Below are 20786 nucleotides of genomic sequence, written 5' to 3' on the forward strand. Positions count from 1 at the left end.
GGCCCGGAAATCCGCGGAATTCCGGCCCGGTTCGGGTAGCGTGGCAGGTATGGCCACTCGTACTACTTCCGCGCCCAAGGGCCCCGCCAGGGGCTCCGCCAGTGCCAAATCCGGCAGCACCACTGGCCGCGGGGCCGGCTCCGCGGCGTCCAAAACCGGCCGGACGACCGCACGCTCCAGCACTGCGCGCACCCGCCAGCTGCCCGCTGTCGAAGAGCACCAGCCGTGGCTGGTCCGCGTTGTGGGCGGCGCCTGGCTGGGCATTGGCCACCTGGTGGGAGGCGGCGTCCGCAGGATTGGCCACGACGTCAGCGACCTGCCCGCAGAAGACCGCCGGGACGGCGCCGCACTGTTCAACCTGGTTCTCGGGGTCTTCATCGCCACGTTCGCCTGGTGGGGTCTCACCGGGTGGTTCCCCGACGCCGTCTACAGCGTCGTCAACGGAACGTTCGGATGGATGTCGCTGCTGCTGCCGCTGATGCTCTTTGTCTGCGCGTTCCGCCTCTTCCGGCAGCCGTCCGACGGGCGGGGCAACAACCGGGTGGGCATCGGCTTCCTCATCATGACCTTCGCCGGCTGCGGCCTGGCCCACATCGTGGGCGGACAGCCCACCGTTGCTGACGGCTTCGACGGACTGCGCCGGGCCGGCGGCATGCTCGGTTTCCTGGCCGCCTCGCCGCTTGCGGCCATTCATGCCGCCGTTCCGGTGGCCCTCTACGGCCTGCTGGCATTTGTTTCGCTCCTCATCATCACCGCCACGCCCTTCGGTGCGATTCCACGGCGGCTGCGGGCCGGTTACGAGCACCTGATGGGCATCGACCTCCAGGAGCCGGACGAGGACAGGGACGGCCACGACCGCAGCTACCTGGAACAGGCCCCTGCGGCAGCACCCAAGAAGAAGAGGCGGCGGCTGTTCGGAAAGGACGAGGACTCCGACGCCGGACTGGAAGGCTATGTGGGCGACGAGGCCTTCGAGCACGCCGTCATCGACGACGACGACCCGGCCAACGACGCGAAACCTAGCCCGGGGCCGCGCCTTGCCCCCGGCGTGCGCCGCCCCACCCAGGCGGAAATCGCCGTCGAGAAGATCAAGGCCGCCCAGGGGCTGGGAACGGCAGCACATTCGCCGTCGGCGGGGGAGAACGCCACCGAAGCGATTCCGCTCGTGACGCCGGGCATGGTCGCTGCGGGGTCGCTGAACCCGGTACAGGTCCCGGCCAAACCGGTAACGCCAGCACCCCTGCCCACCCCTATTCCGCAGCGGACCGAGCAGCTCTCGCTGGCCGGCGACGTCACCTACACGCTGCCGTCGTCGGACGTCCTGACGCCCGGCTCCATTCCTAAGGAGCGCACCGAAGCCAACGACGCCATCGTCGCTTCCCTGACGGAGACCCTCAACCAGTTCAACGTCGAGGCGCAGGTGACCGGCTTCAGCCGCGGTCCCACCGTGACCAGGTATGAGATCGAGCTGTCCCCGGGCACCAAGGTGGAGCGGGTCACCGCTCTGTCCAAGAACATCTCCTACGCTGTGGCCAGCTCCGACGTCCGTATCCTGAGCCCGATTCCCGGCAAGTCCGCCATCGGCATCGAGATCCCCAACACGGACCGTGAGACCGTCTCACTCGGCGACGTGCTCCGCAGCCAGAACGCCCGCCGCACCGACCACCCCATGGTGATGGGTGTCGGCAAGGACGTCGAAGGCGGCTACGTTGTGGCCAACCTCGCCAAGATGCCCCACCTTCTCGTGGCCGGCGCCACCGGTGCCGGCAAGTCGTCATTCGTGAACTCGATGATCACCTCCATCCTCATGCGGGCCACCCCGGACGAGGTCCGCATGGTCATGGTGGACCCCAAACGCGTGGAACTGACCGCCTACGAAGGCGTCCCGCACCTGATCACCCCCATCATCACCAACCCCAAGAAGGCCGCGGAGGCCCTGCAGTGGGTGGTCCGTGAGATGGACGCCCGCTACGACGACCTCGCCAACTACGGCTTCAAGCACATCGATGACTTCAACAAGGCGGTCCGTGCCGGCAAGGTCCAGCCGCCGGTCGACTCCAAGCGCGTCATCCGGCCCTACCCCTACCTGCTGGTGATCGTTGACGAGCTCGCCGACCTCATGATGGTGGCGCCACGCGACGTTGAAGATTCCATCGTCCGCATCACCCAGCTGGCCCGTGCCGCCGGCATCCACCTGGTCCTCGCCACCCAGCGTCCGTCAGTCGACGTCGTCACCGGCCTGATCAAGGCCAACGTCCCGTCCCGGATGGCGTTCGCCACGTCCTCGGTCACTGACTCCCGCGTGGTCCTGGACCAGCCGGGCGCCGAGAAGCTCATCGGCCAGGGCGACGCCCTGTTCCTGCCCATGGGCGCATCGAAGGCCATGCGCGTCCAGGGCGCCTGGGTCACCGAGTCCGAGATCCACAAGGTCGTCGAGCACGTCAAGGGCCAGCTGAAGGCCGTCTACCGCGACGACGTCGCCCCGGAGGCGCAGAAAAAGCAGATCGACGACGACATCGGCGACGACCTCGACGTCCTGCTGCAGGCCACGGAGCTCGTGGTCACCACGCAGTTTGGTTCCACCTCGATGCTGCAGCGCAAGCTCCGCGTCGGCTTCGCCAAGGCCGGGCGGCTCATGGACCTTCTCGAGTCCAGGGGAGTGGTTGGCCCGTCAGAAGGCTCCAAGGCTCGCGACGTCCTGGTCAAGCCCGACGACCTCGCCGCGGTCCTCGCCGCCATGAAGGGGCAGGACGCGCCGGTTTCCCCGGACTCCCAGACCGCGGCACTGAGCGATAACGCCAACGCCAACATCGCCCAGGGCGGCTACGCAGAGGACCTCGTGCAGGCGGACCTGGACCAGCGCAGCCAGAACGTCGAATACTTCGACGGCGCGGACACCGGCTCCAGCGACGACGAAGACGGCTCCGAAGACGCCTGGTCACTCACCGGACGGTAGCCTAGGAAGGTGACTAGCACCGAAGCAACCGCCGCCGGCTCCAGCAGTTCAGGGATCTGGAATCTTCCCAACATCCTGACCATGCTGCGCATCGCGCTGGTGCCTTTCTTCGTCTGGTTCCTGATAGCCGATGCCCCAGGGCTGCGCAGCGAGTCCGGACTGTGGCGCTGGGCCGCGGTGCTGGCGTTCGCCGTCGCGATTTACACTGACAAGCTCGACGGCGACATCGCCAGGAGTCGCGGCCTCGTCACCGACTTCGGCAAAATCGCCGACCCCATCGCCGATAAGCTGCTGATCGGTTCCGCCCTGGTCATGCTGTCCGTCCTCGGGGAGCTCCCGTGGTGGGTCACGGTGTTGATCCTCGTCCGGGAGTGGGGCATTACAGCCCTGCGCTTCTTTGTGATCCGCTACGGCGTGATCCCGGCCTCACGTGGCGGCAAGCTCAAGACAGTGGTTCAGACCGCCGCGATTTTCCTCTATCTCCTGCCGCTCGCCGCGTTTGCCCCGTGGCTTGCCTGGGTGGCTTTCGCCGTCATGATGGTGGCCGTGCTGATCACGGTCTGGACCGGCGTCGAATACGTGGTTGAAGCCCTGCGGCTCCGTGCGCAGGGAAAGCGCAATGTCGGCCAGTAGGCCACTGTAGACAAGGAGCAGACATGACAAACCTCCACCACCTCGCCGGGGAAGCAGTCAAAAACGCCCTGGACCGGGGGCTGACCGTCGCCACGGCCGAGTCGCTCACCGCCGGAATGGTCTCCGCCATCCTGGCCGACACCGCCGGCGCCTCCGGAATGCTGCAAGGGGGTGTCGTGGCCTACCAGAACTCCGTCAAAGTCGACGTCCTGGGCGTTTCGCCGGAGCTGCTTGCCGCCGCCGGATCCGTGGACGGGGAAGTTGCCGCTGCCATGGCAGCCGGCGTCCGCGCCGCCCTGGGCTCGGACATTGGCGTGGCCACGACAGGTGTTGCCGGCCCGGAGGAGCACGATGGCAAGGCCGTGGGGACCGTATACATCGGGGTCGCGACGGCGGACGGCACCGAGTCCTTCGACTACGGCTTCTCCGGCAACCGTGCAGAGATCCGTGGCCAGGCCTGCGGAGCCGCCCTGGAGCGTCTCCTGGCAGCCCTATCTTCCTGAAGTTACCGGGGGTAAAGTATCCGGGAACAAATCCCGGTACCCATTAGTTATTACATTGTGTCGCTTCCGGAGAGCGGAGGCGCCTAGGATGATTACACCACCACGGTTCGCTCGACGGCGGACCGGACTTATGAGGGAGCAAGGCGATACAGATGGTAAAGCAGCCCGTATCCGTAAACGGCGTTGTCCGCTGGAAGGATGTGGGCCTCGCCGATCAGGGCAAGAGCGAACAGAAGGAGCGCAAGATGGTTGTACTTCGTCACGAAATCGGTGATGTTCTGCGCGATGTCCGCCAGCGTCAGGGGCGTACTCTTCGCGAAGTTTCGCACAGTGCCCGTGTTTCCCTGGGATACCTCAGTGAAGTGGAGCGCGGCCAGAAGGAAGCTTCGTCAGAGCTTCTGTCCTCGATCTGCTCCGCTTTGGACGTACCCCTGTCCAGCATGCTCCGTGAAGTCAGCGACCGCGTCGCCGTCGCAGAGGGCGTTGCTGTTCCGGACACCGTTCCGCAGGAGTTCTCGCAGCGCTATGGCCGCGACCTCGAGCGGGACCTGAACGCCGAACTCACCAACGAACTTTCCAAGGGACTGCTTTCCGGAGCACGGTAAGCCCCCTGAACGATTAACCACCGAAGCCTCCGGCAGCAAGCCGGAGGCTTTTGGTGTCTCAGGGCTGGGTGTCTTTCTTCACGGGAGCCACGTCCTGGGGGAAGCCATCGCGTTCATACGTGGCGTTGAGCTTGGCCATGTACGTTGCCAGCGTCTGCAGGTCCTCGAGGGGCCATTCGCCCAGCCGTTCCCGGAAGACCTCGCGCCGGGCGTCCTGGACCTGGTGCATTTTCTCTTCGCCCTTGGGCGTCAGCCGGATCGCCTGGGCGCGGCCATCCAGCGGGTCGGCCTCCTTGGAGACCAGCCCGATGCTTTCCAGGAACGCGATCTGCCGGCTGACCGAGGGTTTCCCGACGCCGATACTCAGGGCCAGATCGGTGAGGCGGATGGGACCTTCGCGCCGGATCACGGTGAGCAGGCCGTACGCCGCAGGCTCCATGTCGGGGTGGACCTGGCGGGACAGCTGATGGGACACGGACCGCGCCCTTCGCCAGAAGACGCTGATCTGATGCTCCACGGTCTTCAACGCCGCGTCGACGGTGTCGTCAGAAGCGCCGGCGGGAGCGGGAACGTCGGGGGAGTTGCTCATGGCAACAATTCTAAGGTCCTGCTTCATGAGAGACTCTATTGGTGCGAATCAGTGACTACTGGCGTCTGATGGACGACGAATTCGGCTCCGGATACTCACGCGTTGTGAGCGGTTCCCTGATCCTTGCCGGGGTCGGCGGACGCACCGCGGACCAGGCCCTGGCAGCGGGCGTGAGCCCCCGGCAGGTATGGCTGGCGGTCTGCGACGTCCAGGACGTCCCGCCGGAACGGCGCCTCGGCCGTGACATCAAACCCCTCCGCGACTGACCTGAACTGCGCTGACACGCCGCCGGATTGTTCGAATATCTGTTCGGGTAAAGCTATGCTTTTCCTAGTGGGTTATCCACATAGCCGATGTCATCCGGCCAGAATGTCAGTGGGTGCCATTAGCGTCAGAGATGACCAAGAAACGGCCGCTCAGGCCACTCCAAAGCGAGAAAGCATTAGAGGTGTGAACCATGGCGGCAGCCCCGGATCGTCAGAAGGCGCTCGACGCAGCACTGGCACAGATTGACAAGCAGTTCGGCAAGGGCTCGGTCATGCGGCTGGGCGATGAAGTCCGCGCCCCCATCGAGGTCATCCCCACCGGATCCATCGCATTGGACGTCGCCCTGGGAATTGGCGGCCTGCCCCGCGGCCGCGTGGTGGAGATCTACGGCCCGGAATCCTCAGGTAAGACCACCGTTGCGCTGCACGCCGTAGCCAACGCCCAGCGCCTGGGCGGCATCGCAGCCTTCATCGACGCCGAGCACGCCCTGGACCCCGAGTACGCCGCAAAGCTGGGCGTTGACACCGATGCGCTGCTGGTTTCCCAGCCGGACACCGGCGAGCAGGCCCTCGAAATCATGGACATGCTGATTGGCTCCGGCTCGCTGGATGTCATCGTCATTGACTCCGTGGCCGCCCTGGTGCCGCGTGCGGAAATCGAAGGTGACATGGGTGACAGCCACGTGGGCCTGCAGGCCCGCCTGATGAGCCAGGCGCTGCGTAAGATCACCGGCCGCCTGAGTCAGACCAAGACCACCGCCATCTTCATCAACCAGCTCCGCGAAAAGATCGGCGTCTTCTTCGGGTCCCCTGAAACCACCACCGGTGGTAAGGCCCTGAAGTTCTACGCCTCCATCCGCATTGACGTCCGCCGCATCCAGACGCTCAAGGAAGGTGCGGATTCGGTCGGTAACCGTACCAAGGCCAAGATCGTCAAGAACAAGATGGCGCCGCCCTTCAAGATCGCCGAGTTCGACATCATCTACGGCCAGGGCATCTCCCGCGAGGGCGGCATCATCGACATGGGCGTGGAGCACGGCATCATCAAGAAGTCCGGTTCATGGTTCACGTACGACGGCGACCAGCTCGGCCAGGGCATGGAGAACTCCCGCCGGTTCCTGCGTGACAACCCGGAACTCGCTGCCGAGCTTGAGCGCCTGATCAAGGAAAAGCTGGGGGTCGGCGTCAAGCCTGCCGAAGCCGATTCAAAAGACACACCGAAGCTGAAGGCTGTTGACGGCTTCTAGGGACACCGCGGACCTCACGGATGGTCCGGGCTTCGGCCCGGGCCCGGACTCCGGCACCGGTCCAGGCCGGCGCCGGCGGGGCCGGGGCGGCGGACGCTCAGGTTTCGGACCGGACGGGCCCAGTCCGGATTCTTCGGTCGCGTTTGACCCCGAACCGGATCCTGCTTCTGTTGCGCGCGCGATAGTGCTGCGGCAGCTGACCAGCTCGGCCAAGAGCCGGCTGCAGCTGTCGCGCAAGCTGGCCGAGCGCAACATCCCCGAGGACGTTGCCGAGGCCGTGCTGGACAGGTTCCAGGAAGTGCGGCTCATCGACGACGCCGAGTTTGCGGAAATGTGGGTGCGCAGCCGGTCCCAGTCGCGGAAGCTCGCCAAGGGCGCGCTGCGCCGCGAGCTGGCAGACAAGGGGATCGACGCGGACACGGCTGCGTCAGCGTTGGAACAACTCACCGACGACGACGAGGAAACGGCCGCGCGCCTGCTCGTGGAGCGGAAGCTGCGGCCCGGCACCGACCTGTCGGACCGGGCCGAGCGGGACAAGACCACCCGGCGGCTCGCGTCAATGCTTGCGCGCAAGGGGTACCAGCCGTCGCAGGCCTTCCGGATTGTGGGCGAGGTGCTCGCCTCGCGTTCGGACAGCATGCACGAGGACAGCCTGCCTGAGGAGTAGGCCCGTTTGGCAGGACATCCCCGCCGACGCGTCGATTTCCGCCGAACCGGTACCCTTAACAGGTGAGTTTGACCATTCCTTCCCCCGCATCCGGTATCGCCCCTTCAGCCGACCCTGCCGCGCCGCCCCGTACCTATCAGGTGCGCACGTTCGGCTGCCAGATGAACGTGCACGATTCCGAGCGGATGGCAGGCATGCTCGAGGACGCCGGGTACGTACCGGCCGCCGGGGACCACGCGGACGTCGTGGTGTTCAACACCTGCGCTGTCAGGGAAAACGCTGACAACAAGTTGTACGGCAACCTGGGCATGCTGGCGCCGGTGAAGGCCGCCAACCCGGGCATGCAGATCGCCGTCGGCGGGTGCCTCGCACAGAAGGACCGCGAAACCATCCTCAAGAAGGCGCCGTGGGTGGACGCCGTCTTCGGAACCCACAACGTGGGTGCGCTTCCGGCGCTGCTGGACCGGGCACGTCACAACAACGAAGCCCAGCTGGAGATCCTCGAATCGCTGGATGTCTTCCCCTCCACGTTGCCTACCAAAAGGGACTCGGTGTATTCCGGCTGGGTGTCCATCTCCGTCGGCTGCAACAACACGTGCACTTTCTGCATCGTTCCCGCCCTTCGCGGCAAGGAGAAGGACCGCCGCCCGGGTGACATCCTGGCCGAAATCCAGGCCCTCGTGGACGACGGCGCCATCGAAGTCACCCTGCTCGGCCAAAACGTCAACTCCTACGGGGTCGAATTCGGGGACCGCCAGGCCTTTTCCAAGCTCCTGCGAGCCTGCGGTGAAATCGAAGGCCTGGAACGGGTCCGCTTCACGAGCCCGCACCCGGCGGCCTTTACCGATGACGTCATCGAGGCCATGGCCGAAACGCCCAACGTCATGCCACAGCTGCACATGCCGCTGCAGTCCGGCTCGGATAAAGTCCTCCGCGACATGAAGCGGTCGTACCGTTCCACCAAGTTCCTCGGCATCCTGGACAAAGTCCGGGACAGGATCCCGCACGCGGCCATCTCCACCGACATCATTGTGGGCTTCCCCGGCGAAACCGAAGAAGACTTCCAGGCCACCCTGGATGTGGTGGAAAAGTCCCGCTTCGCCACCGCGTTCACGTTCCAGTACTCCAAGCGGCCTGGCACCCCTGCTGCCGACCTTCCGGACCAGCTGCCCAAGGCCGTGGTCCAGGAGCGCTTCGAAAGGCTGACCGCCCTCCAGGACAGGATCGCTGCCGAGGAAAACGCCAAACAGCTGGGCCGCCGCGTCGAGGTCATGGTCACCGCCCAATCAGGGCGCAAGGCAGGCGAAACCCACCGGCTGTCCGGACGCTCCCAGGACCAGCGGCTGGTGCACTTCTCCGTTCCCGCGGGAGCACCCGCACCCCGTCCCGGCGACCTCGTGACGGTCACCATCACCGAAGCCGCAGCGTTCCACCTGGTGGCCGACCCCACGGCGGAGGACTACAGCCTCCGTCGTTCCCGCGCCGGCGACGCCTGGGACAGGTCCCAGGCGGACTCGTGTGGGGCGCCGGCGCCAGGCGCGGCGAAGAATGCAGCCGGCCGCTCCGGCGTTTCGCTGGGCATGCCGTCGCTGCCGGTCCGCAGCGCCTGACCGGTGGCCAACCTTCCGGTCATCGCGGTCGTTGGCCCCACCGGGTCGGGTAAGTCCGATCTCGCCGTCAGCCTCGCCCTTGCCTTGGACGGGGAAGTGATCAATGCCGACGCCATGCAGTTCTACCGCGGCATGGACATCGGGACGGCCAAGGTCACCCTGGCTGAACGCAGGGGAGTGCCGCACCACCTGCTGGACACCCTGGACGTCACCCAGGAAGCGAGCGTCTCGGACTTCCAGCAGCAGGCCCGCGACATCATTGCCGGCATCCACGCACGCGGTAAGCGGGCCATCCTGGCCGGCGGGTCCGGGCTGTACGTCCGGGCAGCGTTGGATGTCCTGGAATTCCCCGGAACCGACCCGGCCCTGCGCGCCGGGCTGGAAGCAGAGCACGCAGCGGAAGGCACCGGACCGCTCCTGGCGCGGCTGCAGGCCGTTGACCCCGTGTCGGCGGCACGGGTCTCGGATGCCCGCCGGATCATCAGGGCACTGGAAGTCCACCAGCTCACCGGCCGGCCGTTCAGCTCCTTCATGCCCCGGCGGGAGTATTTCCAGCCGGCCATCCAGATCGGCCTGGCCGTGGACCGGGACGAGCTCCGCGAACGGCTCGCCCAGCGCGTCCACACCATGGTGGGCAATGGGCTGCTCGAGGAGGTCCGCCGGCTGGACAAGGCAGGCCTGCGCCACGGCAAGACCGCCCCGCGGGCGTTGGGCTACTCCCAGTTCCTGAGGGTCCTCGACGGCGGCGCCACCGTTGAGGAGGCTGCCGAAGAGACCATCGTGGCCACGCGGCAGTTCGCCAGGCGGCAGCTCACCTGGTTCCGTGCCGATCCCCGGATCAGCTGGCTGGACTGGAAGGACCCCGAACTGACAGCGCACGCGCTCACGCTCTGCAGCTGAAGCGGCACCTGTGCACCGGTCCCGCGGGTTTCTGATGCCCCCCACATGGCCGGTAACCTTGGAACATGGACGCTACCCCCGCAGAGACCCTCGAGCCCGCCATCTCCACCCTGGGCGGTCTCCGCTTCTCGAAAGGGCACGGCACAGGCAACGATTTTGTCCTGATCGCCGATCCTGACGGCGTCCACACCATCGGCCCCGACCAGGTTGCCGCACTGTGCGACAGGCACCGCGGCATCGGCGGGGACGGACTCATCCGTGCCGTACCGTCGCGCTTCCTGCCCGAGGGCCGGGAACTGCTGGGTGCAACCCCGGAGGCGGAGTGGTTTATGGACTACCGCAACGGGGACGGCTCCCTTTCCGAAATGTGCGGCAACGGCGTCCGCGTGTTTGTCCACTTCCTCCGGGCCGAGGGCCTGGTAGACCTGCCCGACGGCGGCGCCCTCACCATCGGAACCCGCGGCGGCATCAAAACCGTCGTCCGCACCGGCGAGGACTACGCCGTCGACATGGGCCCCTGGGAGTTCATTTTCCCCGGGGAAGCCTCCGCCAAAGCGATGGACTCCCTGGTCACGGCCGACGGACTGGAAGTGCCGCGCCCTGCCCTCTCCGTCAGCATGGGCAACCCGCACACCGTAGTGGCCCTCGCGGAGCTTTCCGAGCTGGAAGCCACCCGCCTGTTCACCGCGCCGCATGTGGATCCCACCCCGGCCAACGGAACCAACGTCGAGTTTGTGGTCCCCTCAGAGCCGCTGGTGCATGACGGCGTGGGCACGGTGACCATGCGGGTCCACGAACGCGGCGTCGGCGAGACCCAGTCGTGCGGCACGGGCGCCTGCGCTGCCGCCGTCGCCATCAGGCACTGGGCCGGGGCCGGGGCGCCTGACGCCTGGAACGTCAAGGTGCCCGGCGGCGTCGTCGGCGTCAAGTTCTTTGCCGGAGCCGGCGGGCACGAGCACGTCGAGCTCAGCGGCCCGGCGGTGATTGTAGCTAGCGGGACGCTTTCCTGACCCGCAGGATCCTGAAGGCTTTGGCCGTCGCTTCCCGGGTGACCGTGAACGAGCCGTCCAGCTCCTGGGACAGCCAGCGCTGCAGGGAGTCGGAACCGAGGTTTTTCTGGACTACCAGCCATGCGGAGCCGCCCGGTGCCAGCCGCGGAATCCACAGCTTCAGCAGCGAGTGGAGTTCGTCCTTGCCGATCCGGATGGGCGGGTTGGACCAGATGGTGTCGAAACGCAGTTCCGGGTCCACCTCATCCGGCGTGCTGGCAGTAACGTTTCGCAGGCCGAGCGAAGCCGCGTTTTCGTTCGTCAGTGTGATGCAGCGTTCGTTGACGTCCACGGCGTAGACCTTCGCGTCGGGCGAATGCAAAGCCATGGTGATCGCGATGGGACCCCAGCCGCAGCCGATATCCAGCAGGTTCCCTGACTGCGCCGGCGCGGGGACCTCAGCCAACAGCACGGCAGTACCCTTGTCGATTCCGTCAGGGCTGAAAATGCCGCCGGACGTCTGCAGTTTCCGCGTCTCCCCGGCCAGGTCCACCGTGAGCGGCTTGCGGGTGAACGGCCCTGCGGGCGATGCGCTGAAATAGTGTGCAGACTCCATAACTGGCCAGATTAGTTGGCCCTGAAGCGTAAGGGAAACCGCGCCGGACCGGGTCTGCTAATCTGGGAGGCATGTTCCTGATCTTCGAGTAGCCGGCACGGGTTGAACCCGTCCCGCAGCCACGTCCCGCAGCGATGCAGGTTTTCACCTTCCGCAGATGCGTCATCGACCAGGCCTTTGGCGCCTGGTCCGACCGCCGGGCAATACTCGAAGCCAGCCCTCCCGCTGTGCCTCTCCAGTCGTTGCCGGCGCTTTACCCTTTCCACGCCAGCGATGGATGTGGATCTACGTTGCGCGCCACCGCCTTGCACGGCGCGCGCAGCAGACCGGAGCCAGGATGACCGCCAGCCGTCAGCCCAGCGCGAATACGTCCCCACTCACCAGCAATCGGCACTATTCTGGAAATGCCGAATCTTCAAAGGAGACCATGACCAGCCAGCCCAACACCGGATCCGATCCAGCAGCCCAGGATATGAGCCCGGAGGAAATCCAAGCTGTCATCGACCGGATTCTCTCCAAGGATGTTCCGGCAAAGCGAGGCGCCGCCGCTGAAGGCGACGGCAGGGCGGTGTTCGGCAAAGCCCAGGCAATTTCCCGCCTCGACGAAGAGCACAGCTCCTACGACGGCGACCAGCAGGACCTTGAAGAGCGCAGGGCGCTCCGTCGAACCGCCGGCCTGTCCACGGAACTCGAGGACGTCACCGAAGTCGAATACCGGCAGCTGCGCCTGGAACGCGTGGTGCTTGCCGGCCTCTGGGCCGAAGGAACGCTCGCCGACGCCGAAAACTCATTGCGCGAGCTCGCCGCCCTGGCGGAGACTGCCGGTTCGGAAGTCCTGGACGGCATGGTGCAGCGCCGGGCAAAACCGGACCCCGGCACGTTCCTCGGGTCCGGCAAAGCCCTGGAGCTCAAGGAAATCGTGATGTCCACCGGTGCGGACACCGTGGTGGTGGACGCCGAGCTGGCGCCTTCCCAGCGGCGCGGCCTGGAGGACATCGTCAAGGTCAAGGTCATCGACCGTACTGCCCTGATCCTGGACATCTTCGCCCAGCACGCCAAAAGCCGCGAAGGTAAGGCCCAGGTGGAACTGGCCCAGCTCGAATACCTCCTGCCGCGCCTGCGCGGCTGGGGCGAGTCCATGTCCCGCCAGGCCGGTGGCCAGGTGGGCGGCGCCGGCGCCGGTATGGGTTCCCGTGGTCCCGGTGAGACGAAGATCGAACTGGACCGCCGCCGGATCCGGACGCGCATGGCCAAGCTGCGGCGCGAAATCGCCGCGATGAAGCCCGCGCGGGAAACGAAGCGGGCCAACCGCCGTCGTAATTCCGTGCCGTCCGTTGCCATCGCCGGGTACACGAACGCCGGGAAATCGTCGCTGCTGAACCGGCTGACGGATGCCGGCGTGCTCGTGGAGAACGCCCTGTTCGCCACCCTGGACCCCACCGTGCGCAAGGCGGAGACCGCGGATGGCCTGGGCTACACCCTGGCTGACACCGTGGGCTTTGTCCGCTCCCTTCCCACCCAGCTCGTGGAGGCATTCCGCTCCACCCTGGAGGAAGTGGCGGACGCCGACCTCATCCTCCACGTGGTGGATGTCTCGCACCCGGACCCCGAAGGACAGATCGCCGCAGTCCGCAAGGTGTTCAGCGAAGTGGATGCCCGCAAGGTGCAGGAAATCATCGTCCTGAACAAGGCAGACGCCGCGGATCCGTTTGTGGTCGAACGCCTCAAGCAGCGCGAGCCCCGCCACGTGGTGGTATCGGCCCGGACCGGTGAGGGGATCGCCGAGCTGCTGCGCGAAATCAGCAGCTCCATCCCGCGGCCCAGCGTCAAGCTGGAGCTCCTCATCCCGTACAACCGCGGCGACGTGATCAGCAAGCTGCACAACACTGACGCCGAAATCCTGAGCCTTGACCATGGCGAGGACGGAACGCGGGCCGTGGTGATGGTCCGGGAAGGCCTCGCGGCGGAACTGGAATCATTCGTCAGCAATGACTGAAACAGTGGCAAGTGAGTCCTCGGGTACGGCCGGCGAGCAGTTCGTCATTGAACTGCTCGACCGTGCCGTGGCCGGGATGGGCGGGCAAAGCCGCAGCGGACAGCACGAGATGGCCAGGCAGGTGGCCCGGGCCATCGAAACCGGCGACCACCTCCTGGTCCAGGCCGGCACCGGAACCGGAAAGTCGCTGGCGTACCTGATCCCGCTCATTGCGCATTCACTCGTGAGCAACAAACCCACCCTGGTATCCACCGCCACCCTCGCCCTGCAGACGCAGATCGTGGGCCGGGACCTGCCACGCCTGCTCAAAACCATCACCCCGGCCCTGGACCGCCCCGTCAAAGTGGCGCTGGTCAAAGGCCGCTCCAATTACGTGTGCCGGCACAAGCTTGAAGGCGGATTCCCTTCCGAGGAGCCTTCCGAAGGGCAGCTGTTTTCCCTTGGCGAGGACACCAGCGTGCCGCACTTCGCCGCCGCGCTGGGGGGACCGTCCTCGCAGCTGGGCAAGGAAGTGGTGCGCCTGCGCGAATGGGCGCAAAAAACGGCCACCGGCGACCGCGATGAACTCCTTCCCGGTGTCACGGACCGGGCCTGGCGCCAGGTCTCCGTCACCTCGATGGAATGCCTCGGGGCACAGAAATGCCCAATGGCGGCCGAATGCTTCAGCGAGCTGGCCCGCCAGGACGCGGCGGACGCCGACGTTGTGGTCACCAACCATGCCATGCTCGCCGTCAGTGCCTTCGAGGGCCTGGCCGTCCTGCCCGAATACGACGTTGTGGTGGTGGACGAGGCCCACGAACTCCAGGACCGGGTGACCGGGGCCGTATCCGGGCAGCTGTCCGTCGCCATGGTCCATGCCGCCGCCTCTGGCGCGCGGAAGCACACAGCCATCACGGTCGACGCCCTCAACGCTGCCGCTGCGAACCTGGAACTCGCCCTCGCCGGGGTGCCCAACGGGCTCCTTCCCAACGGACTCAATGACGAACAGCTGGACTGCATGGACCAGCTGCGTGACGCCTGCCGGGCGGCCCTTTCCGATTCGAAGGGGGACAGCAGCCAAACAGCCGACGGCGGGCGGCAGCTCGCCCGCTCCCGCCTGATGCTTATCCTCGAACTCTGCGAACGGCTCATCGCGGCCCGTGAAAACCGCGAGGTGGTGTGGTTCTCCCGCGCCAGCACCTTCGATCCGCAGCAGGGCTACGCGCAGCCCGACGACTCCTCGCCGGCGCTGGTCAACATCGCGCCGCTCAGCGTCGCAGGAAGGCTGCGCGAGGGCCTCTTCGAAGGCCACACTGTGGTGCTGACTTCGGCCACCCTCGCCATCGGCTCGGCGTTTGAGCCGGCCGCCGGCGGCCTGGGACTCGTGGGCCAGGGCGCCCCGAGCTGGACCGGCATTGATGTCGGTTCCCCCTTTGACTACCCGAAGCAAGGGATCCTGTACGTTGCCGGCCACCTCCCCAAGCCCGGCCGGGGTGTGTCGCCGGAGGCGCTGGAAGAACTCGAGGCCCTGATCAGGGCTTCCGGAGGGGGTGCGCTGTGCCTGTTCTCCTCGCGCCGCGCCGCAGAAGAGGCAGCCGAAGCCCTGCGGCCGCGGCTTGGACTGAGCATCCTCTGCCAGGGCGACTCCACCATGACCGCCCTGGTCAAGCAGTTCGCCGACGAGCCCGACACCTGCCTCTTCGGAACCATGTCGTTGTGGCAGGGCGTGGACGTGCCCGGCGGCTCGTGCCGCCTGGTGGTGATTGACCGTATTCCGTTCCCGCGGCCGGACGATCCCCTCATGACCGCCCGCTCCCGGGCCGTGGCCCAGGCCGGCGGCAACGGCTTTATGTCGGTCTCCGCCACCCACGCCGCCATCCGGCTGGCACAGGGCGCCGGCCGGCTGATCAGGTCCACGGGTGACAAGGGCGTGGTGGCGGTGCTCGATTCACGGCTTGCCACGGAGCGCTACGCCGGGTTCCTTCGCGCCGCCCTGCCGCCCTTCTGGCCCACCACGGACCGGAAAATCGCGTTCGCTGCCCTGGAGCGGCTGTCCAAGGAACACACCTGAGTTAACTGCGAAGATCAGCTGGGCCCGCCCCTCGAGGGGCGGGCCCAGCTGATCTGTTTTGCTGTAACTGGCGGTTCCTAGAGTGAGCGCAGGACCGAAACAACCTTGCCCATGATGGTGGCGTGGTCGCCAAGGATGGGTTCGTATTGGGTGTTCTGCGGCAGGAGCCACGTGTGGCCGTCCCGCTGGCGGAACGTTTTGACGGTCGCTTCGTCGTCCAGGAGGGCCGCAACGATGTCACCGTTGACGGCGTCAGCCTGGCGCCGCACCACCACCCAGTCGCCATCGCAGATTGCCGCGTCCACCATGGAGTCTCCGGCCACCTTGAGCATAAAGAGCTCGCCCTGCCCCACCAGCTGACGGGGGAGCGGCATCACGTCCTCCACGACCTGATCCGCGAGGATGGGCCCGCCGGCCGCGATCCGGCCCACCAGCGGGACCATGGCGGTGTCCATGGCCGTGGGCAGCTCAGTCACTTTGCCCCCACTGATGCCGCGCAGGGCAGCCGGCGCGGCTGAACCTGTCGCCTTGGCAGTCCCGCCGTCCAGCGTCAGCGGCATCAGGACCTCCATGGCCCGCGGCCGCTTGGGATCGCGGCGAAGGTAACCCAGCTTCTCCAGCTGCGAGAGCTGATGGGTCACGCTGGACAGGCTGGCCAGGCCCACTGTGTCACCGATTTCACGCATGGACGGGGGATACCCGTTGTCATTGACCGAACGCTGGATGGTTTCCAGGATCTTCTTTTGCCGGGCAGTCAGCCCTTTGGGAGTCCTCTGGGGCTGCTGACCCCGCTGGGTCGCCCTGCCGCCCGCGGCTGCTGCTGCCATGTTTGCCAATGCCTTTCCGTTGCCCCGGTGCCTCCTGGCCGCGGGTGCCGGGAGCCTCCGGCATTGATTGTCAGACCCTGCTGATCAACTACAGAGGTGGTTGATCTTTGATCCAAACGTAGGCCAGCCACAACCCTTTTTCAAACATTTGTTCTAGCGAGTCTCGACAATGTTCGTTGATAAGTGCTAAAACAGAAGAAGCAAAGTTCGAACATGTGTTCTATTCGCTTCCTGTGGTATTCGAATATTCGAAGAGGCAGGGCCTGTCCGCCGAGGCAGGCAGGCGGAAAGGACACTCCGGGCAGCACAGCATGGTCCAGGAGGGCTCATTTCATGTCAGCTTTTTCAGCATCGCAGGACTCCGGTCCGCAGTTCGTCTCGGTCCAGCACCTCACGGCAGTGCCAGAGTTCCGGGCCCGCAAGGAATCGCTGCCTCCTCTGCGCCTGACGCGGCGCGGCCGGGTGGTCCTGATCGGCATTCCCCTGGTCCTGATCGCGGCGCTGCTCTTCCTGCTCGCGGGATTCCTTAACGCACCCGCCAAGGCCGCCGACTCCGCCGCGGACCTCTCGCTCACGCCGACTGTCTCGGTAACTGTGCAGCCCGGTCAGTCGCTCTGGGGGATCGCGGCGGCGGTGTCGCCGGAGCGGGATCCCCGGGATGTGATCGCGGACATCGTCCAGCTCAACAACCTCACGGCCGGGACCGTGCTGCCCGGCCAGCAGCTGTTTGTGCCTGCCAAGTAGCCCTGCAGGTTGTGAATGGCAGTCGGGAACCGTCACATTTTCGGGGTCCGCGCTTCGGCACTAAACTGTTCAGGTGAATGACCAGCTAGAGCGTCTGAACCGCCTTCCCCTCCGGACCAACCTTCGTGGCCTGTCCCCGTACGGGGCTCCGCAGCTCGATGTTCCCGTTCTGCTGAACGTCAACGAAAACACCCATGGTGTTCCCGCGGACGTTCGGGCGGCCATCAGCGCGGCGGTCACCGAGGCCGCAGCGGGCCTGAACCGCTACCCGGACCGGGAGTTCACAGAGCTTCGCGAGGCGCTGGCGGAGTTCCTTGGCCACGGACTGGACGTGACGAACATCTGGGCAGCCAACGGTTCCAACGAGGTGCTGCAGCAGATCCTCCAGGCCTTCGGCGGGCCGGGCCGGACGGCTCTTGGCTTCCCTCCCACGTATTCCATGTACCCCCTACTGGCCAGCGGCACGGACACCGAATACATTGCTGGGCAGCGCGAAGCAGACTACGGACTCAGCGCCGAGTCGGCAGGCCGCCAGGTCAAGGAGCTCCAGCCCAACGTTGTCTTCCTCAGCTCACCCAACAACCCCACCGGAACAGGGCTGGGCCTGGATGTGGTGGAAGCCGTGTACACCGCCGGCGAAGCCAGCCAGACCATCGTGATCGTGGACGAGGCCTACCATGAGTTTGCCCACGACGGCACACCCAGCGCCCTGACGCTCCTGCCGGGCCGGGAACGCCTCATTGTCACCCGGACCATGAGCAAGGCGTTTGCCCTGGCCGGCGCCCGGCTGGGCTACATGGCCGCCGCCCCCGAGGTCGCGGACGCCCTGCGGCTGGTCCGGCTCCCGTACCACTTGTCCGCCGTCACCCAGGCCACCGCCCTGGCCGCCCTGCAGCACCGCGAGGCCCTGATGGCGGACGTCGAGGACATCAAGGTCCAGCGCGACCGGATCGTTTCCGAACTGACCCGCCTGGGCCTCACGCCCGCCGCGTCGGACTCCAACTTCGTCTTCTTCGGCGGACTGGACCGGCCCCACGACGTCTGGCAGCAACTGCTGGACGCCGGCGTGCTGATCAGGGACGTCGGCATCCCGGGCCACCTGCGGGTCACCGCCGGCACTGAGACTGAAACCACGGCCTTCCTCACTGCCCTGGAAACCATCCTGGCCAGCCAGCCAAAGCTGCCCGCCTAAACTTGACCATAGCCGCGCCGCGCGCGCGGGAATTCCTCCTTCTCCGCAAAGGACATATGACCATGAGTTCCACCGGATCCAGCACTGCCGCGACCCGCACCGCACGCATGGAGCGTGCCACCAGCGAATCGTCGGTGCTCGTGGAGATCAACCTCGACGGTACCGGTGTCTCAAACATCGACACCTCCGTCCCGTTCTATGACCACATGCTCACGGCGCTGTGCAAGCACTCGCTCATTGACATGACGGTGAAGGCCACCGGTGATACCCACATCGATGTCCACCACACCGTGGAGGACGTTGCCATCACCTTCGGCGAAGTCCTGCGGACGGCCCTCGGCAACAAGGCCGGCATCCGCCGCTTCGGCGAAGCGACCGTGCCGCTGGACGAAGCACTGGCCCACGCGGTGGTGGACGTCTCAGGCCGGCCCTACCTGGTCCACGGCGGCGAGCCCGCCGGGCAGGAATACCACCTCATCGGCGGCCACTTCACCGGGTCGCTGACGCGGCACGTCTTTGAGGCCATCACGCTGCACGCAGGCATCTGCCTGCACATGAACGTCATCGCCGGCCGGGATCCGCACCACATCGTCGAGGCACAGTTCAAGGCATTCGCCCGCGCACTGCGTGCTGCCGTTGAGCCGGACCCGCGCGTTGAAGGAATTCCGTCCACCAAGGGTGCCCTGTGAGCGGCCAGATCCTGCGCGACGGCGCCGTGATCGACCCTGCCGCCCTGAAGAAGCCGGAGTCGCCGGAGGGCAAGCCCACGGTCACCGTGCTCGACTACGGCTCCGGGAACGTCCGTTCCGCGGTACGTGCCCTTGAACGGGCAGGCGCCGAGGTCATCCTCAGCTCCAAGCCAGAGGATGTCCTGAACGCCGACGGCCTGGTCGTGCCGGGCGTGGGAGCGTTCGAAACGGTGATGCGCGAACTCAAGGCCGTGGACGGCATCCGCCTCATCGGCCGGCGCGTCGCCGGCGGGCGCCCCGTGTTGGGCATCTGCGTCGGACTCCAGGTCCTGTTCGAGGCCGGCGTGGAACACGGCACCGAGGCTGAAGGCATGGGGGAGTGGCCGGGCAAGGTGGAGCTCCTCCCGGCCGAGGTCGTGCCGCACATGGGCTGGAACACGGTCAAGGTCCCGGAAGGGTCCAAGCTGTTCGAGGGCGTCGAGGACCAGCGGTTCTACTTTGTGCACTCCTACGGCGTCCAGGAATGGAATTTCGACGTCGTGCAGCCGAGGATGGCTCCGCCCCTGGTCACCTGGTCAGAGCACGGTGCGCCGTTCATCGCCGCCGTGGAGAACGGCCCGCTCTGCGCCACCCAGTTCCACCCGGAAAAGTCCGGCGACGCCGGAGCCCGGCTGCTCCGCAACTGGGTGGATGCCCTGCGGAAGCCGGCGGCCGCGGACGGCAACGCCTAGATGTGGTCAATTGTCCTGATGGGGCTCGCCGGCCTCCTGGTGGGCGGCGCCCTGTCCTTCCGGCAGCAGCAACGGCCGCTCTGGACCCAAATAGGCTTCTACGTCCTGGCCGGCATGTCGCTGCTGGCTGCCTCCCTCCTGACCTTTTCCGGAAGTTAGCCCGCACCGGCGCTCCCGCCCCAACCAGCCGTACAACTACCTGAGGATTTTGAGATGACCACCGCAAACGATCTGCCGGTCCTTGAACTGCTGCCCGCCGTCGACGTCGTGAACGGCCAGGCCGTCCGGCTGGTCCAGGGCGAAGCCGGCAGCGAAACGAGCTACGGCACTCCGCTGGAAGCCGCCCTCAACTGGCAGCAGCAGGGCGCCGAATGGGTGCACCTGGTGGACCTCGACGCCGCGTTCGGCCGCGGTTCCAACGCGGAACTGCTTCGCGAAGTCGTGGGCCGCCTGGACATCAAGGTGGAGCTCTCCGGCGGGCTCCGGGACGACGAGTCCCTTGAAGCCGCCCTGGACCTTGGGGTGGCACGGGTGAACCTGGGCACCGCTGCCTTGGAGAACCCGGAGTGGACGGCCCGGGCCATCGACCGCTTTGGCGACAAGATCGCCGTCGGACTAGACGTCCGCGGAACCACGCTGGCAGGCCGGGGCTGGACCAAGGAGGGCGGCGACCTCTGGGAGGTACTCGGCCGGCTCGAAGGGGCCGGCTGCGCCCGGTACGTGGTCACCGACGTCACCAAGGACGGAACCCTGCAGGGGCCCAACGTTGAACTGCTGCGCCAGATGGTGGAGAAGACCGGAAAGCCCGTAGTGGCCTCCGGCGGCATCTCCAGCCTCGACGACCTCAAGGTGCTCCGCTCACTGGTGCCGCTGGGCGTCGAAGGTGCCATCGTGGGCAAAGCGCTCTACGCCGGTGCCTTTACACTGCCCGAGGCCCTCGACGTCGCCGGCCGCCGCTAGGCCCGCCGGACCCGCT

General features: G+C 66.5%; 21 protein-coding genes. 18 read left to right on the forward strand and 3 right to left on the reverse strand.

Features of this window, described 5'->3' with window-relative positions; all coding sequences use genetic code 11:
* The first annotated feature begins 49 nt into the window (after positions 1–49).
* From ABV518_RS19655 to ABV518_RS19670, 4 genes are all read left to right on the forward strand, one after another.
* The gene (locus ABV518_RS19655) at positions 50–2956 is read left to right on the forward strand and encodes a DNA translocase FtsK (RefSeq protein ID WP_367770482.1); all 2907 of its coding nucleotides are present in this window, start codon (positions 50–52) and stop codon (positions 2954–2956) included.
* A gap of 9 nt (positions 2957–2965) precedes the next feature.
* On the forward strand, positions 2966–3589 hold the full coding sequence (gene pgsA / locus ABV518_RS19660) for a CDP-diacylglycerol--glycerol-3-phosphate 3-phosphatidyltransferase (protein ID WP_367770485.1): 624 nt from the start codon (positions 2966–2968) through the stop codon (positions 3587–3589).
* Positions 3590–3612: 23 nt separating this feature from the next.
* The gene (locus ABV518_RS19665) at positions 3613–4092 is read left to right on the forward strand and encodes a CinA family protein (RefSeq protein WP_367770488.1); all 480 of its coding nucleotides are present in this window, start codon (positions 3613–3615) and stop codon (positions 4090–4092) included.
* A 152-nt stretch (positions 4093–4244) separates the two neighbouring features.
* Positions 4245–4697 carry a helix-turn-helix domain-containing protein gene (locus ABV518_RS19670; protein ID WP_131132456.1) on the forward strand — a complete coding sequence of 151 codons (453 nt, stop codon included), beginning with the start codon at positions 4245–4247 and terminating at the stop codon, positions 4695–4697.
* Positions 4698–4755: 58 nt separating this feature from the next.
* Here ABV518_RS19670 and ABV518_RS19675 read toward each other — a convergent pair whose 3' ends face one another.
* Complete coding sequence (locus tag ABV518_RS19675; RefSeq protein WP_367770491.1) at positions 4756–5286, reverse strand: MarR family winged helix-turn-helix transcriptional regulator; 531 nt, start codon at positions 5284–5286, stop codon at positions 4756–4758.
* Positions 5287–5327: 41 nt separating this feature from the next.
* On the opposite strand from ABV518_RS19675, the gene ABV518_RS19680 reads away from it, so the two are divergent.
* From ABV518_RS19680 to dapF, 6 genes are all read left to right on the forward strand, one after another.
* Complete coding sequence (locus ABV518_RS19680; protein WP_131132454.1) at positions 5328–5552, forward strand: DUF3046 domain-containing protein; 225 nt, start codon at positions 5328–5330, stop codon at positions 5550–5552.
* 191 nt (positions 5553–5743) lie between these two features.
* Positions 5744–6799 (forward strand): recombinase RecA, encoded by a 1056-nt coding sequence (recA, locus tag ABV518_RS19685; protein WP_131132453.1) that lies wholly within the window; start codon positions 5744–5746, stop codon positions 6797–6799.
* A gap of 181 nt (positions 6800–6980) precedes the next feature.
* A complete protein-coding gene (locus tag ABV518_RS19690; protein WP_367770638.1) occupies positions 6981–7466 on the forward strand; it encodes a regulatory protein RecX in 486 nt (161 codons plus the stop codon).
* A 62-nt stretch (positions 7467–7528) separates the two neighbouring features.
* Positions 7529–9076, forward strand: coding sequence for a tRNA (N6-isopentenyl adenosine(37)-C2)-methylthiotransferase MiaB (miaB, locus tag ABV518_RS19695; RefSeq protein ID WP_367770495.1), 1548 nt, complete (start codon positions 7529–7531; stop codon positions 9074–9076).
* Positions 9077–9079: 3 nt separating this feature from the next.
* Entirely contained in the window at positions 9080–9976 is an 897-nt protein-coding gene (gene miaA / locus ABV518_RS19700; RefSeq protein WP_367770498.1) for a tRNA (adenosine(37)-N6)-dimethylallyltransferase MiaA, read from the forward strand.
* A gap of 65 nt (positions 9977–10041) precedes the next feature.
* Entirely contained in the window at positions 10042–10986 is a 945-nt protein-coding gene (gene dapF, locus ABV518_RS19705) for a diaminopimelate epimerase (RefSeq protein WP_367770501.1), read from the forward strand.
* Here the strand turns inward: dapF and ABV518_RS19710 are convergent.
* Positions 10967–11581, reverse strand: coding sequence for a class I SAM-dependent methyltransferase (locus ABV518_RS19710; protein ID WP_367770504.1), 615 nt, complete (start codon positions 11579–11581; stop codon positions 10967–10969). The two genes, dapF and ABV518_RS19710, sit on opposite strands and share 20 nt — an antisense overlap.
* A gap of 427 nt (positions 11582–12008) precedes the next feature.
* On the opposite strand from ABV518_RS19710, the gene hflX reads away from it, so the two are divergent.
* Both hflX and ABV518_RS19720 read left to right on the forward strand, forming a co-directional pair.
* The gene (gene hflX / locus ABV518_RS19715; RefSeq protein ID WP_367770507.1) at positions 12009–13577 is read left to right on the forward strand and encodes a GTPase HflX; all 1569 of its coding nucleotides are present in this window, start codon (positions 12009–12011) and stop codon (positions 13575–13577) included.
* The gene (locus ABV518_RS19720) at positions 13570–15627 is read left to right on the forward strand and encodes an ATP-dependent DNA helicase (protein WP_367770509.1); all 2058 of its coding nucleotides are present in this window, start codon (positions 13570–13572) and stop codon (positions 15625–15627) included. The genes hflX and ABV518_RS19720 overlap by 8 nt, the downstream gene beginning before the upstream one ends.
* A 77-nt stretch (positions 15628–15704) precedes the next feature.
* Here the strand turns inward: ABV518_RS19720 and lexA are convergent, their stop codons facing one another.
* The gene (lexA, locus tag ABV518_RS19725; RefSeq protein ID WP_367770511.1) at positions 15705–16454 is read right to left on the reverse strand and encodes a transcriptional repressor LexA; all 750 of its coding nucleotides are present in this window, start codon (positions 16452–16454) and stop codon (positions 15705–15707) included.
* A gap of 333 nt (positions 16455–16787) precedes the next feature.
* Here lexA and ABV518_RS19730 point away from each other — a divergent pair, with 333 nt between their 5' ends.
* The 6 genes from ABV518_RS19730 (at position 16788) to priA (ending at position 20770) form a co-directional block, all read left to right on the forward strand.
* Positions 16788–17198 carry a LysM peptidoglycan-binding domain-containing protein gene (locus ABV518_RS19730; protein ID WP_367770514.1) on the forward strand — a complete coding sequence of 137 codons (411 nt, stop codon included), beginning with the start codon at positions 16788–16790 and terminating at the stop codon, positions 17196–17198.
* 73 nt (positions 17199–17271) lie between these two features.
* The gene (locus ABV518_RS19735) at positions 17272–18390 is read left to right on the forward strand and encodes a histidinol-phosphate transaminase (RefSeq protein WP_367770517.1); all 1119 of its coding nucleotides are present in this window, start codon (positions 17272–17274) and stop codon (positions 18388–18390) included.
* A gap of 62 nt (positions 18391–18452) precedes the next feature.
* Positions 18453–19079 (forward strand): imidazoleglycerol-phosphate dehydratase HisB, encoded by a 627-nt coding sequence (hisB, locus tag ABV518_RS19740; protein WP_131132443.1) that lies wholly within the window; start codon positions 18453–18455, stop codon positions 19077–19079.
* Entirely contained in the window at positions 19076–19810 is a 735-nt protein-coding gene (gene hisH, locus ABV518_RS19745) for an imidazole glycerol phosphate synthase subunit HisH (protein ID WP_131132442.1), read from the forward strand. Before hisB ends, hisH begins: the two co-directional genes overlap by 4 nt.
* On the forward strand, positions 19811–19969 hold the full coding sequence (locus ABV518_RS19750; RefSeq protein WP_165478273.1) for a hypothetical protein: 159 nt from the start codon (positions 19811–19813) through the stop codon (positions 19967–19969).
* 54 nt (positions 19970–20023) lie between these two features.
* Positions 20024–20770: a bifunctional 1-(5-phosphoribosyl)-5-((5-phosphoribosylamino)methylideneamino)imidazole-4-carboxamide isomerase/phosphoribosylanthranilate isomerase PriA gene (gene priA, locus ABV518_RS19755; protein WP_367770523.1), complete on the forward strand. Its 747-nt coding sequence runs from the start codon at positions 20024–20026 to the stop codon at positions 20768–20770.
* Positions 20771–20786: the final 16 nt, after the last annotated feature.

Origin of the sequence: Arthrobacter sp. HS15c (assembly GCF_040812005.1) — a bacterium.
Classification (GTDB): Bacteria; Actinomycetota; Actinomycetes; order Actinomycetales; family Micrococcaceae; genus Arthrobacter.

Excerpts from the sequence above, each read along its gene's own strand:
- ABV518_RS19655 (WP_367770482.1), top strand. The coding sequence starts at position 50 with ATGGCCACTCGTACTACTTCCGCGCCCAAGGGCCCCGCCAGGGGCTCC.
- ABV518_RS19665 (WP_367770488.1), top strand. The coding sequence starts at position 3,613 with ATGACAAACCTCCACCACCTCGCCGGGGAAGCAGTCAAAAACGCCCTG.
- ABV518_RS19670 (WP_131132456.1), top strand. The coding sequence starts at position 4,245 with ATGGTAAAGCAGCCCGTATCCGTAAACGGCGTTGTCCGCTGGAAGGAT.
- ABV518_RS19675 (WP_367770491.1), bottom strand. The coding sequence starts at position 5,286 with ATGAGCAACTCCCCCGACGTTCCCGCTCCCGCCGGCGCTTCTGACGAC.
- recA (WP_131132453.1), top strand. The coding sequence starts at position 5,744 with ATGGCGGCAGCCCCGGATCGTCAGAAGGCGCTCGACGCAGCACTGGCA.
- dapF (WP_367770501.1), top strand. The coding sequence starts at position 10,042 with ATGGACGCTACCCCCGCAGAGACCCTCGAGCCCGCCATCTCCACCCTG.
- ABV518_RS19710 (WP_367770504.1), bottom strand. The coding sequence starts at position 11,581 with ATGGAGTCTGCACACTATTTCAGCGCATCGCCCGCAGGGCCGTTCACC.
- hflX (WP_367770507.1), top strand. The coding sequence starts at position 12,009 with ATGACCAGCCAGCCCAACACCGGATCCGATCCAGCAGCCCAGGATATG.
- ABV518_RS19720 (WP_367770509.1), top strand. The coding sequence starts at position 13,570 with ATGACTGAAACAGTGGCAAGTGAGTCCTCGGGTACGGCCGGCGAGCAG.
- lexA (WP_367770511.1), bottom strand. The coding sequence starts at position 16,454 with ATGGCAGCAGCAGCCGCGGGCGGCAGGGCGACCCAGCGGGGTCAGCAG.
- ABV518_RS19730 (WP_367770514.1), top strand. The coding sequence starts at position 16,788 with ATGTCAGCTTTTTCAGCATCGCAGGACTCCGGTCCGCAGTTCGTCTCG.
- hisB (WP_131132443.1), top strand. The coding sequence starts at position 18,453 with ATGAGTTCCACCGGATCCAGCACTGCCGCGACCCGCACCGCACGCATG.
- ABV518_RS19750 (WP_165478273.1), top strand. The coding sequence starts at position 19,811 with ATGTGGTCAATTGTCCTGATGGGGCTCGCCGGCCTCCTGGTGGGCGGC.
- priA (WP_367770523.1), top strand. The coding sequence starts at position 20,024 with ATGACCACCGCAAACGATCTGCCGGTCCTTGAACTGCTGCCCGCCGTC.